This is a genomic window from Chondromyces crocatus (genome assembly GCF_001189295.1).
Lineage (GTDB): Bacteria > Myxococcota_A > Polyangia > Polyangiales > Polyangiaceae > Chondromyces > Chondromyces crocatus.
Map to the genome: position 1 here is coordinate 3850402 of NZ_CP012159.1, position 14926 is coordinate 3865327.

14 protein-coding genes are annotated in these 14926 nt (G+C 69.1%); 7 read left to right on the forward strand and 7 right to left on the reverse strand.

Translation table 11 applies throughout. From position 1 onward, the window contains the following. Positions 1–1017, reverse strand: a complete 1017-nt coding sequence (locus CMC5_RS14400; protein ID WP_050430961.1) for a 2-hydroxyacid dehydrogenase — start codon at positions 1015–1017, stop codon at positions 1–3. A gap of 79 nt (positions 1018–1096) precedes the next feature. After that, a complete protein-coding gene (locus CMC5_RS14405) occupies positions 1097–1318 on the reverse strand; it encodes a hypothetical protein (RefSeq protein WP_050430962.1) in 222 nt (73 codons plus the stop codon). A 168-nt stretch (positions 1319–1486) separates the two neighbouring features. On the opposite strand from CMC5_RS14405, the gene CMC5_RS14410 reads away from it, so the two are divergent. The 3 genes from CMC5_RS14410 to CMC5_RS14420 all read left to right on the forward strand — a co-directional run bounded on the left by CMC5_RS14410 (position 1487) and on the right by CMC5_RS14420 (position 4035). Next, the gene (locus tag CMC5_RS14410; protein WP_156338585.1) at positions 1487–1771 is read left to right on the forward strand and encodes a hypothetical protein; all 285 of its coding nucleotides are present in this window, start codon (positions 1487–1489) and stop codon (positions 1769–1771) included. Positions 1772–1915: 144 nt separating this feature from the next. Beyond that, positions 1916–2554, forward strand: a complete 639-nt coding sequence (locus tag CMC5_RS14415; protein ID WP_082362487.1) for an MBL fold metallo-hydrolase — start codon at positions 1916–1918, stop codon at positions 2552–2554. Between the two features lie 83 nt (positions 2555–2637). Continuing rightward, positions 2638–4035: an FAD-dependent oxidoreductase gene (locus tag CMC5_RS14420; protein WP_063796273.1), complete on the forward strand. Its 1398-nt coding sequence runs from the start codon at positions 2638–2640 to the stop codon at positions 4033–4035. A gap of 21 nt (positions 4036–4056) precedes the next feature. Here CMC5_RS14420 and CMC5_RS14425 read toward each other — a convergent pair whose 3' ends face one another. The 4 genes from CMC5_RS14425 to CMC5_RS14440 all read right to left on the reverse strand — a co-directional run bounded on the left by CMC5_RS14425 (position 4057) and on the right by CMC5_RS14440 (position 9524). Next, the gene (locus tag CMC5_RS14425; protein WP_050435897.1) at positions 4057–4923 is read right to left on the reverse strand and encodes an NAD(P)-dependent oxidoreductase; all 867 of its coding nucleotides are present in this window, start codon (positions 4921–4923) and stop codon (positions 4057–4059) included. A gap of 130 nt (positions 4924–5053) precedes the next feature. Next, entirely contained in the window at positions 5054–5692 is a 639-nt protein-coding gene (queE, locus tag CMC5_RS14430) for a 7-carboxy-7-deazaguanine synthase (RefSeq protein ID WP_050430966.1), read from the reverse strand. 24 nt (positions 5693–5716) lie between these two features. Next, a complete protein-coding gene (locus tag CMC5_RS14435) occupies positions 5717–7588 on the reverse strand; it encodes a hybrid sensor histidine kinase/response regulator (protein WP_050430967.1) in 1872 nt (623 codons plus the stop codon). 163 nt (positions 7589–7751) lie between these two features. Then, positions 7752–9524, reverse strand: coding sequence for a hybrid sensor histidine kinase/response regulator (locus tag CMC5_RS14440; protein WP_050430968.1), 1773 nt, complete (start codon positions 9522–9524; stop codon positions 7752–7754). A 199-nt stretch (positions 9525–9723) separates the two neighbouring features. Between CMC5_RS14440 and CMC5_RS42555 the strand changes: the two genes are divergently transcribed. The 3 genes from CMC5_RS42555 to CMC5_RS48490 all read left to right on the forward strand — a co-directional run bounded on the left by CMC5_RS42555 (position 9724) and on the right by CMC5_RS48490 (position 13537). Further along, a complete protein-coding gene (locus CMC5_RS42555; protein WP_169796545.1) occupies positions 9724–10785 on the forward strand; it encodes a hypothetical protein in 1062 nt (353 codons plus the stop codon). 784 nt (positions 10786–11569) lie between these two features. Beyond that, complete coding sequence (locus CMC5_RS45810; RefSeq protein ID WP_169796546.1) at positions 11570–12049, forward strand: STAS/SEC14 domain-containing protein; 480 nt, start codon at positions 11570–11572, stop codon at positions 12047–12049. A 162-nt stretch (positions 12050–12211) separates the two neighbouring features. Further along, on the forward strand, positions 12212–13537 hold the full coding sequence (locus CMC5_RS48490; protein WP_156338588.1) for a sigma-70 family RNA polymerase sigma factor: 1326 nt from the start codon (positions 12212–12214) through the stop codon (positions 13535–13537). Positions 13538–13542: 5 nt separating this feature from the next. Here the strand turns inward: CMC5_RS48490 and CMC5_RS14460 are convergent, their stop codons facing one another. Beyond that, the gene (locus tag CMC5_RS14460) at positions 13543–14598 is read right to left on the reverse strand and encodes a PEGA domain-containing protein (RefSeq protein WP_156338589.1); all 1056 of its coding nucleotides are present in this window, start codon (positions 14596–14598) and stop codon (positions 13543–13545) included. 4 nt (positions 14599–14602) lie between these two features. Between CMC5_RS14460 and CMC5_RS44495 the strand changes: the two genes are divergently transcribed. Next, a complete protein-coding gene (locus CMC5_RS44495) occupies positions 14603–14758 on the forward strand; it encodes a hypothetical protein (protein ID WP_156338590.1) in 156 nt (51 codons plus the stop codon). Positions 14759–14926: the final 168 nt, after the last annotated feature.

Here is a 14926-nt window from a genome sequence, read left to right on the forward strand (position 1 = left end):
TCAGCCGCGCGGCCGCACGTCCTCCGCGCGCACCGCGTTCACGAGCGGCTCCCCGCGCTCGAAGGCCTCGACGCTCTCGAGCGTCGTCCTGGCGATGGCTCCGAGCGCCTCGCGCGTGAGAAACCCCTGGTGTGAGGTAATCAGCACGTTCGGGAACGTGAGCAGGCGCGCCAGGGTGTCGTCCTTCAGCACCTGGCTCGACAGGTCCTGGAAGAACACGCCTTCTTCCTCCTCGTATACATCGAGCCCCGCCCCTCCGATGCGTCCCACCTTGAGCGCGTCGATGAGCGCCCGACTGTCGATCAGCGCCCCGCGCCCGGTGTTGATCAGCAAGCTCCCAGATTTCATCCGGGCGAGCGCCGAGGCGTCGATGAGGTGATGCGTGGCTGGCGTCAGCGGCACGTGCAGCGAGAGGATGTCCGCCTGCTCGTAGATCTCTTCGAGCGGCACGTAGCGCAGCCCCAAGGCAGCCTCCAGCCGCCCGTCGGGCTGCCGATCATGGCCGAGCAATCGGCAACCGAATCCGTGGAAGATCCTGGCAGCCACCGCACCGATATTCCCGGTGCCGACCAGACCTACCGTTTTGCCGTGAAGGTCGAATCCCACCAGCCCATCGAGTGAAAAGTTCCATTCGCGCACCCGCGCATAGGCGCGGTGAATCTTCCGGTTCAGGGCCAGCACGAGGGCAACCGCGTGTTCGGCCACGGCGTGGGGCGAATAGGCAGGGACCCGGACGACGGAGAGATCGAGCCTCTCGGCGGCCTCGAGATCCACGTGGTTGTAGCCTGCGGAGCGGAGAGCGATGAGCCGCACCCCTTCGCGCTGGAGAGCTTCGAGCGCCGAGGCGTCCAGCTCGTCGTTCACGAAGGAGCAGACGGCGCCGAAGCCTCGGGCCAGCGACGCCGTCGTTCGAGTCAAGCGTGGCTCGAAAAATACGAGTTCATGCTCGCGGCCCTGGTTTGCGTCTTCCAGAGCCTCGCGGTCATAACGGTGAGTGTCGAAAATGGCGATCCGCATGCTTCTCCGCGCATCTTACCGCACCGCCGCCGCCGGCTGCAGAAGGCCGGCAGGGGACGCTCGGATGAGCGGAGTATGCTCAGTCGGTCACTTGCTTCGCCGGGTCCTCTTCGGCGCATCGGACTTCGATGGGCTCGAAGTCTGTGCTCTCCGGTGACACCTCGTCGTGGCTGTCACCCTGGAAGAAGAGGTCCTGGTCATCGATCTGGTCCATTTCTGCCCAGACCTGCTCGTCGCTCGTGGGGGTGCTCATATCGATCTCCTTGAGCGGCAAGGCAGCTGCCGCCGTGGCAGCGAGCATGGCGCCGAGACGTAATCGTAACACGGTTCAGCCGATTGACACCCCCCGCCGCGTCATTTTCTTCGCATGTCCAGTCGGTGGATCGGTGTGTATGGCTTCGCCCAAGACGAGCCGACACGTTGACGGTTTCACCTGCCGTCTCCACGTAGACCTTCGAGGGAGGAAACCATGGCGGGACCGCAAGGCGGAGTGGAGCAGAAGCGCTACGTGGATGCCGACGAGGTGGACGCCCGTGAGAGCGCGCCGGGAGTGCATGGGCGGCTCGATCCTGCAGGCGCGGATCCCGACCGCTCGGGGCGCGCTGGCGCGGAGCCCTTCAGCGAGGCGGAGCCGGCAGGGTGGGGGGACGAGGGGGGCGCTGGCGTGCATCGGGGTGGTCCCATCATCTCGGACACGGACGATGACGCGGAGGACGAGGTGGACAGGCGCCGCCGCGCGGCGGGAATTCGCTGAGAATCGTCGAGATTGCCGAGGTGAGGTGAATGCACCGCGTCACGTCGCGGATCGCCGTCACCGCCGCTGCCACGCGTGCTCCTGGCGGGTCGTTCTTGCCGGGTGATCGATGTGTCGCCTCGCTGCCCCGTGATACAAGGCCTCGTGCTGATCGAGACTTTTCAAGCAGGCCCGCTCGGGTGCAACTGCTCGCTGCTCATCGACCCGGCGACGAAGCAGGCCATCGTGGTCGACCCGGGGGGCGACGTCGACGTCATCCAGGGCCGCCTGGAGCGCCACGGCGCCACCATTGCGGCGATCGTTCATACCCATACCCATATCGATCACGTGGGGGCCACGGCGCCATTGCAACGATGGTCCGGCGCGCCGGCGCGCATTCACGAGGCCGATCGATTTCTTTATCAAATGCTCCCGGTCCAGTCCGCGCTCGTGGGATGCGCGCTTCCCCAGAAGGCCGAAATCGACGGTGATCTCCGCGACGACATCACGGTGCGTGCGGGGGGGCTCGACCTCCAGGTCCTCCACACGCCGGGTCACACGCCAGGGAGCGTCTGCTTCGTCCTGCGGGCCGCGGAGCGCTCCATCGTGTTCGCTGGGGACACGCTCTTCCGGCGCAGCATCGGGCGCACCGATCTGTGGGGTGGGGACAGCGATCTCATCCAGCGATCCATCCGTGATCGCCTCTACGCGCTCGACGAGGACACGCAGGTCGTCACCGGGCATGGTCCGGCGACCACCATCGGAGAAGAGCGACGACAGAATCCCTTCGTGCGGGCGCGCTGACGGAGGCATGCCGAAACGCCGGCATCGCGATCGCGCTGGACGCATTGAGGAGGAAGCGAATGCAGTGGTAGTGTCCGCGCAAGATGCGCTCACCATTTCATGGTCGTGGCGTCGAGCGGGCTCCATTCCGATCTCGTGCCGTCGTCATCGGCGGGGGCATTGCCGGGTTGCTCGCCGCGCAGGTGCTCTCCAGGCGCTTCGAATCGGTCATGCTGGTGGAGCGCGACACGCCCCCGCAGCAGCCGGCACCCCGGGCGGGGGCGCCGCAGAGCCGCCACTGTCACCTGCTGCTCTTGCGCGGGCAGCAGCTCATGAACGACATGTTCCCTGGCCTCGCGGCGGAGCTGTGCGCCCGCGGTGCGGAGCCGATCGACTGGATCGACGACATCGCCATGTTCTGGCACGGCCGCTGGGTGCCCCGCTTCCCTTCGGGCATGCTGGGGCATTGCAGCAGCCGGGACCTGCTCGAGCTGGTCCTGCGCGAGCGGATCCAGCGCATCCCGAGCGTCACCTTCGTCTCGGGCCACGAGGTCACCGGGCTGGTCCAGGAAGCACGGCAAATCCGCGGCGTCTGCGTCCGGGCGCGGGACGGGGGCCGCTCCGACATCCTCGACGCCCCCTTCGTGGTGGACGCCAGCGGTCGGTCGTCCAGGGCCCCCCACTGGCTCCAGCTCCTCGGCCACGACGCCCCCGAAGAGACCCGCGTCGACTCCCGCGCAGGCTACGCCAGCCGCCTCTACGAGCCGCCGCCCGACGCGAGCCATGACTGGAGGGTCCTCGTGGTCCGCGCCCTCTCCCCGTCCAGCCGCGGCGGCGGCATCTACCCCATGGAGGGCCGCTGGCTCGTCACCTTGACCGGCTACGCCGACGAGGCCCCGGAGGCCACCGAGCGTGGGTTCGACGAGTTCCTCCGCGCGCTCCCGGATCCCGCGATCGGCGACGCCTTGCGGGGAGCACGCCCTCTCTCTCCGGTCTGCGGCTACCGGGGGACCGCCACCCAGCGGCGCCATTACGAGCGCCTCCGCCGCGCCCCCGACGGATTCGTCACCGTGGGGGACGCCTTCTGCGCCTTCAACCCCGTCTACGCCCAGGGGATGGCGCTGTCCGTGCTGGCCGCGCAGGCCCTCGACCGTGGCCTGATGACGCAGCGCCTCCGCGGCGACTCCCTGACCGGCTTCGCCGCGCGCTTCCACCGCGAGCTCGCGAAGATCACCCACGGCCCCTGGCTCATGGCCATCGGGGAGGACTTCCGTTACCCCACCACCCAGGGCCCCCGCCCCCCGGCCAGCGTACGCCTCGCCCAGCGCTACATGAACCTGCTGATGGCGGGGATGGGCGACGACCCAGCGCTCCTGCGCGACATGATGGAAGTCATGCACATGCTCAAGCCGCCCCAGGCCCTGTTCACGCCGACCATCCTGGCGAGGACGCTCCTGCCCGCGGCGAAGCGGGCCGCTGGCGTGGCGCTCGGCGCCGGCTGAGGCGACACCGCCGCAAGGAGGTCAGCCCTCGCTGCGAGCACGTGCGAGGGCGTCGACCGCCATGACCCCCATGTCGTCTTCTCCCCGGCCTGCCGCGATGAGCTGATCCATCCTCGCCGCGATCCCGGGCAGCACCGCGAGCGGCAGATCCCCTGCCGTCTCCAGCATCAGCCGCACGTCCTTGCGCGCCATGGCCAGCGCGAACGACGTCTGGGAGAACTCCCCCCGCGCCATCCGCGCCCCCCGCAGCGGGATGGTCTCGCCCGGGTTGAACCTGTCGAACAGCCCGAGGGCGTCCTCGGGCGAGATCTTCATGGCCGCCGCGATCGAGAGCACATCGGACAGCCCCGCCGACAGCGTGACGATGATCGCGTTGCCGAACAGCTTGTACGCCGCGGCCAGGTCGGATCGCTCCCCCAGATACCAGACCTTCCCCGTCATCTGCCCCAGCCACGCCTCGGCCTTCTGGAACAGCGCCTCGGGGCCGGCGCAGAGCATCATCCCCTTGGCCTCCCGGCACATCGCGGGCGACATGAACACCGGCGCGTGGAGCAGCGCGACCCCGCGCTGCGCACAGTCCGCGGCGCGGGCCGCCGTCGCCTCGGGCTGGGTCGTGGTGTGATCGATCACCAGCGCCTCGGGCTCCAGACTCGCCCGCATCAGCTCCACCACCCCGTTCACCGCGGCGTCGTCGCTGAGCGCCAGATGCACCCGCGTCGCCCCGCGCACCGCCGCAGCGGGCGACTCGGCGACCCGCGCCCCCTTGGCTTCCAGCGCCTTCGCCTTGTCGAGGCTCCGGTTCCACACCGTCACCTGCTCGCCGCGGCCGAGTGCTGCTTCGACGAGGCCCGCTCCGATCAGGCCAGTCCCCAGGAATGCGATCGTCATGGCGCGCATGTTCCTCATCGGGCCCACCGCGACAAGCGCGCTTGCCGCTCCGGTCCGTCCGTCGGCGCGTCTCGACCCGACGGGGCACGGCGTGGGGTTCCCCGCCGCCCGCGAGCGGAGCCCGACGCGCTCAGGGGATCTGGAGGATCTTGTGGGTCTGCAGGCTCAGCCGCCAGCGCGGGTGCTCCAGGCAATACCGCACGGCCAGCTCGGTGTGGCGCTCGCGCCGGGGCCCATCCATGGGCTGCAGCAGAAAATGCTCGAACGCGAGGTGCTCGTACCGCTCCGGCTCGGCGCCCTCCTGAGGGAACACCAGCTTCAGCTCGTGCCCCGACCGCAGCGAAAGCTCCGTTCCCGCCTTCGGGCTCACGCAGATCCAGTCGATGCCGCGTGGCGCCGGCCGCGTCCCGTTCGTCTCCACCGCGACCTCGAAACCCTCGTCGTGCAGCGCCGAGATCACTGGCTCGTCGAGCTGCAGCAGCGGTTCTCCGCCCGTGCAGACCACGTACGGCTTTCCCCCCGAAACCCCCTGCGGCCATGCCGCCGCGACCGCGCGAGCCAGCGCCCCGGCCGTGGCGAACTGCCCGCCGCCCGGCCCATCCGTGCCCACGAACTGCGTATCGCAGAAGCGGCAGATCGCCCGCGAGCGATCCTCCTCACGCCCCGTCCACAGATTGCAGCCCGTGAAGCGGCAGAAGACGGCGGGACGACCGGCGCGCAGCCCCTCGCCTTGCAGCGTGTAGAAGATCTCCTTGACGAAGTACGCCATCGCCTCGATGCATCGCGGGCTCGTTCACCGCGCTTCCGCACCCGTAAGCGTCACCCGACCCCCTGTCAACGGCCCGTGACCCGTGGGGGGCTCCTGGCCCACGAGGGCGTCGTGGATCGCCGCGCGCAGCTCTTCCACGGAGAAGGGTTTGTGGAGGAAGCCCGCCTGCCCCAGGTCACCGTACCGCTCGATCACGTCCTCCTCGAGGTAACCGCTCATCAGGATCACCGGCACGTCCGGCCGGAGCTTCCGGGAAGCGCGCACCACCTTGTCGCCCGACACCTCTGGCATCGTCAGATCGACCAGCACGAGCGTCAGGTTCGGGATCCCCGCGCGCATCATCACCATCCCCTCGGTCCCATCCTCGGCGACGCGCACCACGTACCCCAGGCGCCCGAGCGTCTGCTCCAGGGTCACCCGCATGACCTCCTCGTCGTCGATCACCAGCACCGTCCCGCGCCGCGCTGGCAGCTCCACGGTGCGAGCCGGCCCCAGCGGCTCGGGCGTCTCGGCACTCGCGGGCAACCACACCCGGAACGTCGTCCCCTCGCCCGGCGTGCTGGCCACGGTGAGCACCCCCCGGTGGGAGCGCACGAGCCCCTGCACGGCCGCCAGCCCCAGCCCGCGACCGCTGACCTTGCTCTTCGTCGAGAAGAACGGGTCGAAGATCCTCCCGATCAGCTCCGGCGCCATCCCCGCACCGGTATCGGTCACGGTCACGCGCACGTATGACCCTGGCTCCCGGTCGGCGCCGGGGGCCAGCTCGTCCAGCTCCGAGCGCGACAGCCGCTCCACCGAGGTCGACAGCGTGATCGTGCCCCCCGCCTCCTGCGAGATCGCGTCGGAGGCGTTCCCCAGCAAATTGAGCAGGATCTGCCGCAGCTGCGCGGGATCGGCGATCACCGCGGGCAGTCCCTCACCGAGCCGGTAGATCACCCGCGCGTGCTTGCCGACGACGGCCCCGAGCATCTCGTCGAGCCCCCCGATCACCTCGTCGAGCGAGACCGGCCGCGGCACGACCCGCCCTTTGCCAGCGTAGGCCAGCATGTGCTTCACCAGCTCCGAGGCCCGCTTGGTCACCGAGATCACCGCATCGACGCTCTCCCGCGCTGCGGGTCGCGCGCGCAGATCCAGGCTCAGCACCTCCGCGTGTCCCAGCACCGCGGCGAGCATGTTGTTGAAGTCGTGGGCGATCCCCCCAGCGAAGACCCCGAGGCTCTCCAGCCGCTGCGCCTCGGTGATCTTCACCTCCATCCGCCGACGCTCCTCCTCGGCCTGCCGCACGTCGGTCACGTCCAGCGCGATCACCAGCCCCGCGACCACCGCGCCGCTCTCCCCCCGCACCGCGATGGGCTGGCTCATGAAGAACCGTCCGGCGTACTCCACCGGGATGGCCTCCTGGGGCTCTTCCTTCAGCGCGGCCAGGAAGATGGGCGCGACCTCCTCGTACTTCTCCGGCGTCAGGGCCTCGCGCAGCGTCCGCCCCTCGAGCTGCTGCTCGGCGCGGCTCACGACCTCGATCGCCTGTCCATCCGCGACGAGGAAGCGAAGATCGTGGTCGAAGAGGAACACGGCGCCCCCCGGGAAATGCCGCACCAGCGTCCGGAGCCGTGCCTCGTTCGCCCGGAGCACGCTCTCTGCGTGCGCGCGCTCGACCACCTCGCGCCGGAGCGCCTCATTGGCCTCCCGGAGGGCCCACGCCTGATCCCGCGCCTTCAACCAGAGCACCACACCAATCAGCGCCAGCGCGATCAGCAGCCCGGCGAACACCAGGTCGGTGAGCACGGAGCCGCGCTCCACCGTGGCCAGGTACGCCACGGAGCCCAGAAAGATCAGCGTCACCGCTCCGACGACGAGAAGAGCCAGGGAGAGTCGGAGCCGGCGCATCGAGGACATCGAGACCATCCAGCGCCATCAGCACGAAGGCCCGAGGCCGATCGCGACCTGGAGTGCTGTTCGAGGCGGATGGTTCATCTCCGGAACTCCAGGCATGTGTGCGGAAACCTCATGTCGATAATCGCAGCCCACTCGGATCGATGAACACCTGCCTGCGCATGATTCACGGTTCCAGGGCCGTGCGGACCACGGTGCGAAGCTCGTCGAGCGAGAACGGTTTGTGAAGAAACGCCGTGTGACCCAGCTCCCCGTACCTCGCCGTCACGTCTTCCTCGCAGTAGCCGCTCATCAGGATGACGGGAACATCCGGCTTCACCTTCAGCAGCTCGCGTACCACATGATCCCCTGGCATGTCCGGCATGGTCAGATCGACCATGGCCAGGGCGGTGTCCTGCCGATCCTCCTGCAGCATCGCCAGCCCCTCCTCCCCGCCCTCGGCCATGCGCACCACGAAGCCGATGCGCTCCAGCGTCCGCTGAAGCGTCACCCGCACCACCTCCTCGTCGTCGATCACCAGCACCGTCCGCTGCCTGGCGGCGATCGCCGCGGAGGGCGGGGGTAGCTCCTCGTCGGGCCTCAGCTCGCTCGCGGGCAACCAGACCCGGAAGGTCGTCCCCTGTTTCGGCTCGCTCTCGACCAGCAGCAGCCCCTGGTGCGACTGCACGATGCCGTGGACCGCGGCGAGCCCCAGCCCTCGACCGACGAACTTGGTGCTGAAGAACGGCTGGAAGATCTTGGTGACGGTCTCTGCGTCCATCCCCGTCCCGCTGTCGCTCACCGTGAACTTCACGTAAGGACCCGGCGCGCGTTCGGTCCCTGGCGCCAGGCGTTCGAGGGTCGACGACTCCAGCGACTCCAGTGCGGTGGATACCAGGATCGTGCCCCCTCTCGCTGTCCTGCTGGCTTCCCCCTCTCTGGCGTCATCGCCCTCCTTGGCGTCGTGCCCATCCTCCCCGCTCGTGTGCGCCTCGATCGCCTCGGAGGCGTTCACGATCAGGTTCATCACGATCTGCCTTAACTGAGCGGCATCGGCGACCACCGCCGGCAGCGTATCGGCCAGCTCGTACTGGACGCGCGCGTGCTTGGCCACGGAGGCGCGCAGCAGCTCGCCGAGATCGCGGATCAGCGCGTTGAAATCGAGCGGTCGCAGCGAGATCCGCCCTTTCCCTGCATAAGCCAGCATCTGCTTGACCAGATCCGACGCCCGCTTCGTCACCGTGACGATGGCATCCACGTTCTCCTGCTCGGTCGCGTGGGCTGGCAGGTCCTGCCGCAGCAGCTCCGCGTGCCCCAGGATGGCCGTCAGCATGTTGTTGAAGTCGTGCGCGATGCCCCCAGCCAGCACCCCCAGGCTCTCCAGCCGCTGCGCCTCCTCGAGCTTCTCCTGGATCCGACGCCGCTCCTCCTCGACCCGCCGCACCTCGGTGACGTCGAGCGAGATCATCATCGCCGCGATGATCTCGTCTCCGTCCCCGCGCACCGGCACCGGATAGTCGACGTACAGCCGGTCACCGTACCGGATCTCGATCTTCTCTGGCGCCGTCCCCGCCAGGGTCGCCCGGTAGAGTGGCTCGAGGCGCTCGTACTCCTCGGGCGGCACCGTATCGATCAGCGCCTTGCCTTCCAGCCCTTGCCTGGACAGCCCTGCTGGATGGAGCGCGCGACCGTCGGCCACCAGGTAGCGAAGATCGCGGTCGACGAGAAAGATCGCCCCGTTCGAGAAGTTGCTCACCAGCGTCCGGAGCCGCGCCTCGCTCGCGCGCAGCACCTCCTCGGCGTGCTGCCGCTCCTCCACCTCGCGCTTCAGCGCCGCGTTCGCCTCGGCCAGTTCCGCCGCGCGCGCCCGCTCCCGCGCCCTGAGCCAGAGCGCCAGGATCGCCAGCGCGAGCGCCACCAGCCCGCCCACGAGCGCTCCGAAGTCCAGCTCCCGCTCCATCAGGGCAGGGGTGCTTCCGAGCGGCGTGAGTGGGAGCAGGTTTGCTCTCAAGGACCTCCGGGGGGGTTGCGGAGAAAAGGTGAGCATCACCACGCCTCTCGAAGCGTTTACTACCTCATCGTCCAGATCAAGACCTTTGGTCCACCACCGAGCCGTCCCCATCGAGCCCCGGGGAACCGCGTGGTACCGTGCGCGCTCCGTGCACACCGAGCGCTCAGAGCTACAGGCCCAGACCGTGGATGTCGGCCCTCCACCAAGCTTCGACGAGCAGGCCCTTGGTGACTGGATCCTGGACGCCCTGAAGAGCGAGTTCCCGATCGTCTCGGGATCCCATGCGCTGCGCCTGGCCCCTTTGTCGGACGAGAGCCGGGAGGCATGGGGAGGGCAGACCGGCCCTCTGGTCTTCACCCGGCATCTCATCTACGCCCATCTCCACTTCGAGAAGCCCGATCACCGGGGAGGCTCCTTCAGCACCCCCTTCGTCGCTTTCCTGTGCGAGCGCTCCGAGCGCTCCGAGCGCTCCGAGCGCTTCCGTGAGCGCATGTCCTTGCTCGTCGAGGCCTTTGCCCGCGTGGCCCGGAGGCTCATGCAGGACGCCCAGGACACCTCTTTCGACGATCGCCCCCCCCTTACCCCCTCCCATTTCCTGGCGGCGCTTCGGGCGCTCTGGTCCAAGCCCAGGACCCGACACGACGAGCCACGCCTCTCCCCGACCAAGACGCGCACCCTCGCCGAATGCGAGGCGACGATGCTCGGCGCTCGGACACTGGAGAAGATCCTCGTCATCCCCGCCGCCATTCGAGAGAACGCCGTCGCGGCGCTCGACACCTGGCTCGCCGCGCACACACCCCTCGTGGAGACCCCCACTTTCCAGCTCGTCCACGTCCCGGACCCGAGCTGGTCCCCCACCTCGCGACCCTCGCCCCAGGGGGTCGAGACCTCGCGGGCCGGGCTGCACGTGACCTTGCGCACCATTCTCTGGTCCCTGGAGAACGGCACGCCAATGATCACCGACGTCAGAGAGCAGCAGGTGCTCCTCGTCCTCCCCTCGATGGCCGGCGACATCGAGCGCGTGATCGCATTCCTCGACGGTCTGGTCGCCACCATGCCGCGCGCCGTCGAGCAATGGGAACGATCCGGAAAGCTCTGCAGCATGCTCCCCCTCGACGTCATGGCGCTTTCGGTGCTGGATCTGAAGAAGCCCCAGACGTCGCAGGACTTCGCTGCCGCCCTCGCAAAACACTGGAAGCTCCCCCGATAGCGTCGTCCGCTTCGGGTCGTCACCCGCGCGACACCCTCCACGGATCCAGTGCCCATCCCATTTGCCCATGGCGACCCCATCACTGCGGCCGCGCATTTCATCGATCAATGAGCAACGTCCTCGAGGGGATAACGCGCGCGTTACACGAAGAGGCAACTGAACTCGCAGGCACACGGCGAAGCTCCTCTCGTCGCGCCTCGGGACTGCATGGCGCGCTGCTTTCATCCGGAAGGCCGCGCATGAGGGGTTCTGGGTGATCGAGATCCAGTTTCCGTCTCGTGCAGGCGACGCACTGCACCAGCGGGTCCACGCCGCTGCTCCAGCATTGAGCGATCCGAAATGCAGATTGAAATCGACGCCGCGACGCCCAGGGGACGATGACGGCCAGGGTGTCATGCTGCCAGACGAGCGCCGTGCCGAAGCCGTGCCTCAGCGCAGAAGCGAGGAGCAGCTCGGGCGCAGAAGCGAGCAGCAGCTCGGGCGCGGAAGCGAGCCACGTTTGGGCGTGGTGGCGAGCCACGTTTCGGGGTGCAGACGACCGGTAAGACTCAGCGCTCCGAGAGCCGTTTCCATGGATGTTTGCACGAGGAACGGTGAGGCGATTTGCCCACTTGATTCTGAGGATGACTCCATGCTTCAGATGTTCTCGACATGGCGGCATCCAGCCCGATGCGGAGGGATCGCTGCGCGTACTGCTGATGGCATTTCGGGTATGCCGAGTGGCACATGTGGTGCGGTCTCGGCGAGTGTCAGCGCCGGTCCTTCAAAATCCCCAGGAGGCAGGATGAGTTCGTCAGTTATCGAGCTTCCTCGATCTTCGCCTCCAGTGTCCCCGGTGGTCGGAGAAGTCGTGCAATCGAGCGAGCAGGTCACACAGCGCATTGCCGTCGGACGACACACCCTATGGCGCGAGCCCTCGGACGTCGTCCGAGCGGTCGTCGTCGGTGACGTCTCCGCCGAGGAAATGCAGCAGATCCTGGAGATGTACCAGAGCGCCGCCGCCGACCACGGCTATGTGCTGGTCATGGCCGACGCCTCGCTGCTCGGCACCGTCTCGGCGAGCGCGCGCAAGGTCATCACCCAGCGCACCGGCCTCCCCATGCGCGGCACGGTCCTTTTTGGTGCAACATTCCAGGCCCGCGTCGTCGCCCGGCTGGTCGTGGCGGTGTTCGGCCTCTTCTCGGGAGGCTACCCGCTCGCCTTCTTCCCTACCGAGGAAGAAGCCCGGCGCTGGATCGACGAGCGCCGCGCCGAGCTTCGCTGAAGCTCCTCTCGCGCAGGCGGCGGGGGCGCGTGCCCTTGCCGTGGGAAGGAGGGGCAGCGCGTCGGGGACGCTCTCTCACCATCGCGGCCTGCACCGCGCTTTTTCGACTGACCCTGGTTCGATTTCCAAATCCTCGCGGGCACGGCGACACAATGGAGCTGTGTGAAGATCCCTCGTCCCGCTGGCCCGAGCCGTCGAGCGACCCGACCTGGACAGGTCCACGACGTGGACCCCGAAGCCCCCATCGCCCCCGTCGAAGGCCTCTGCCCACAGCCCATCCGGTCCTCCGGGACCACGCCCGGCGGAGACGGCGCCCTGGCGCCAGCGGCCGACGAGGGCAGCGGAGCGACGCTCGCGTTCACGCAGGAAGTGCGCTCGTTCGTGGTCGCCTACCTGTCCCACCTCGGTGTCATGGCCAGGGACGTCGAGGATGTCGCCCACAACGTGCTGATGGTGGCGTGGCGTAGGCGTGCCGATTTCGATCCCGACAAAGGCAGCGCCCACGCATGGCTCGCCGGCATTGCCCACAGCATTGCACGCAACTATCACCGCCACCTCGTCCCTCGCCGGAACCGAGAGCACGCGAGACCGCTCGACGATGCCACCATCCTGGCCATGGAGAGTCACGGCCCCCACCCGGAAGAGCACGCCATTGCGACGAGCCGGGCCGCGTTTCTCGGCGCGTGCCTGGAGGCCATCCCGCCCGTGCAGCGGCGCATCATCGAGGCCCGTGATCTCCAGGGCCAGACCTACGGCCAGATCGCCGCCGAGCTGCACATGCCGGACGGCACCGTGCGCGACAACCACCGACGCGCCTGGGCGAGGCTGCGTCAGGCCTGCGCGCGGTGGCAGGCCCTGCAGCGGCGTCGTGGCCTGTCCTCGACCCCCCTGGTCCTCGCGCCGTTCCTGATGCTCCGTGACGCCTGGGCGGCCCGTCGCTCGTGGCTATCGAAGGTCGTATCCCTCGCCGCCGTGGGCGCGGCGGGGCTCGGGTGGTCCCCCACCGATCTCACCCAGCGTGCTCCTGGAGCCCCATGGCCGGCTGACGCCCTCACGATGCACCCCGCCTCCCAGCCCACCGAAGCGCTCGGCGCCTCCCTGGTCGAGCGCCCCGTGACCCCCTCCGAGCCCGACCCCCCCACCGTTGCTCCCACGCCACCCTCGCTCCCGCCACCCTCGCTTCCGCCACCCTCGCTCCCCTCCAGCCCCTCCGCGCCGCCGCGCTCGCCCGAGACCTGGCCTCACCGCCAGGAGCCCCTCGAGACCGCCGCAGCACGCCCCCGGGAGGCCCGCTCCTCACCCCCTGAGCTTCCCTCCCTCTCGACCGAGCGAAAGCTGATGCAGGAAGCACGCGCCGCGCTCCTCGCGGGGAACCGGGCCGTCGCGCGACGCCTCCTCGAACGACATGCCCGTCGCTTCCCCGAGGGCCATCACGCCGGGGAGCGCCGCACGCTCCTGCGGACCCTGAGCGAGCCGAGCGCTTCCTGAGCATGTCACCACCGACCCATCGCGGCTGCCCCCGCCTGCGTGGGCGACACCGCGGGCAGAACCTGGACGGCCTGCCGCGATGCCCGACCGCCCCATGGCGTCCACCAGGTCGACGCGAGGGCGGCGGCGCCGAGCGTCCCCGCAGCGACGAAACCGATCATCGCCCCACCTGCCAGCCGATCGCGCGCCTCCGCGAGCTGGCTCAGCGCTTTGCACGCCTCGCTCGGCTCGCGCCCGGAGCAACCATGCAGCCCCAGGGCGCTGGAGCGCTCCACCAGCGTCCCCTGGAGCGACGCCGCCCCGAAGGCCAGGCCAGCACCGAGCGCCAGGCTCACGCCCGCCGCCGAATAGCCAACGATTCGTGCCACCGCCGCCGTCGCCCCGGTCGCCTCCTGCTCGGGCGGGCATGTCGCGCCGACCCTGGGGAGAGAGGGCGTGGCGGTCGCTTCGGGCGGCAGCGGGCGCAGCGCGAGGCCGAGATCCAGCGTCGCGCCAGCGCGCGCGGTGACCGTGGCGAGGGCATCGCGATGACCTGGCAAGCTTGCGCGCAGTGCATGGCGACCCGGATCGAGAAAGACGAGGTACGTCGGCCGAGGCGCACCGAGCGACCGACCATCCACGAACACCTCCGCCGTGATCGGGCTGCTGCTGATCGCCACGGTCGCCACCTCGCGCTCGGCGCGCACCTGCGCCAGCTCGAAGCGCCGCCGCTCCACCGGCGTGAGCTCTCCGGATCCTTCGAGGGCCACATGCAGGTGCTCCGCGGCGTCTCGGTATCGCCCCAGCACCACCTCGCAGACGCCCAGCTCCCCAGCGATCTCGCTCCGACGTTCGGGTGAGGGCACCTGCTTCCACGCCGCCCCGAAGGCCTCGACCGCTTCCGCCCAGCGTCCGGCGTCCCGCGCCTTCGCGCCCCGCTGGAGAAGCACCTCCACCGACGCGGACCGCCTCGCTGGAGGGCCCGACGCGGGCGCCCCGGAGGCCGGGGTGGCGACTTGCTGCGGCGGCTCTGCCGCAGCCGCGCTGGCGAGGGCGAATCCCGTGCATCCCCCCACGAGCATCGCCGTGGCGATCCTCCTCCCGCTCGGCGACACGAACGATGAACCGAATCTGACGGCACGCGACATGAAATGCTCCCTCGGACGACTGCTCCCCGACATCCATTGTCGCGGGTGCGGCGTGCTGATTTGTGAATCGACGACAACCGAAGGCAACGTGTGAAAGCACCGTCTGGCGCATCACGTCTGGCCGGGACGTGCATCACGCGGTTGCGCGCATGGCAATCGCTGACACGGGTCCGTAAGCCAGAACCTCAGGACGGCGCGCACCCCACGAAGTGGCGCGGCATTGCGGGCGCATTGCAAGGCGTCTACCCTCTGCGCCCCCTGA

Coding starts and splice junctions, on each gene's coding strand:
- CMC5_RS14400 (WP_050430961.1), bottom strand. CDS start 1,017: ATGCGGATCGCCATTTTCGACACTCACCGTTATGACCGCGAGGCTCTG.
- CMC5_RS14405 (WP_050430962.1), bottom strand. CDS start 1,318: ATGCTCGCTGCCACGGCGGCAGCTGCCTTGCCGCTCAAGGAGATCGAT.
- CMC5_RS14410 (WP_156338585.1), top strand. CDS start 1,487: ATGGCGGGACCGCAAGGCGGAGTGGAGCAGAAGCGCTACGTGGATGCC.
- CMC5_RS14420 (WP_063796273.1), top strand. CDS start 2,638: ATGCGCTCACCATTTCATGGTCGTGGCGTCGAGCGGGCTCCATTCCGA.
- CMC5_RS14425 (WP_050435897.1), bottom strand. CDS start 4,923: ATGACGATCGCATTCCTGGGGACTGGCCTGATCGGAGCGGGCCTCGTC.
- queE (WP_050430966.1), bottom strand. CDS start 5,692: ATGGCGTACTTCGTCAAGGAGATCTTCTACACGCTGCAAGGCGAGGGG.
- CMC5_RS14435 (WP_050430967.1), bottom strand. CDS start 7,588: ATGTCCTCGATGCGCCGGCTCCGACTCTCCCTGGCTCTTCTCGTCGTC.
- CMC5_RS14440 (WP_050430968.1), bottom strand. CDS start 9,524: ATGGAGCGGGAGCTGGACTTCGGAGCGCTCGTGGGCGGGCTGGTGGCG.
- CMC5_RS45810 (WP_169796546.1), top strand. CDS start 11,570: ATGAGTTCGTCAGTTATCGAGCTTCCTCGATCTTCGCCTCCAGTGTCC.
- CMC5_RS14460 (WP_156338589.1), bottom strand. CDS start 14,598: ATGCTCGTGGGGGGATGCACGGGATTCGCCCTCGCCAGCGCGGCTGCG.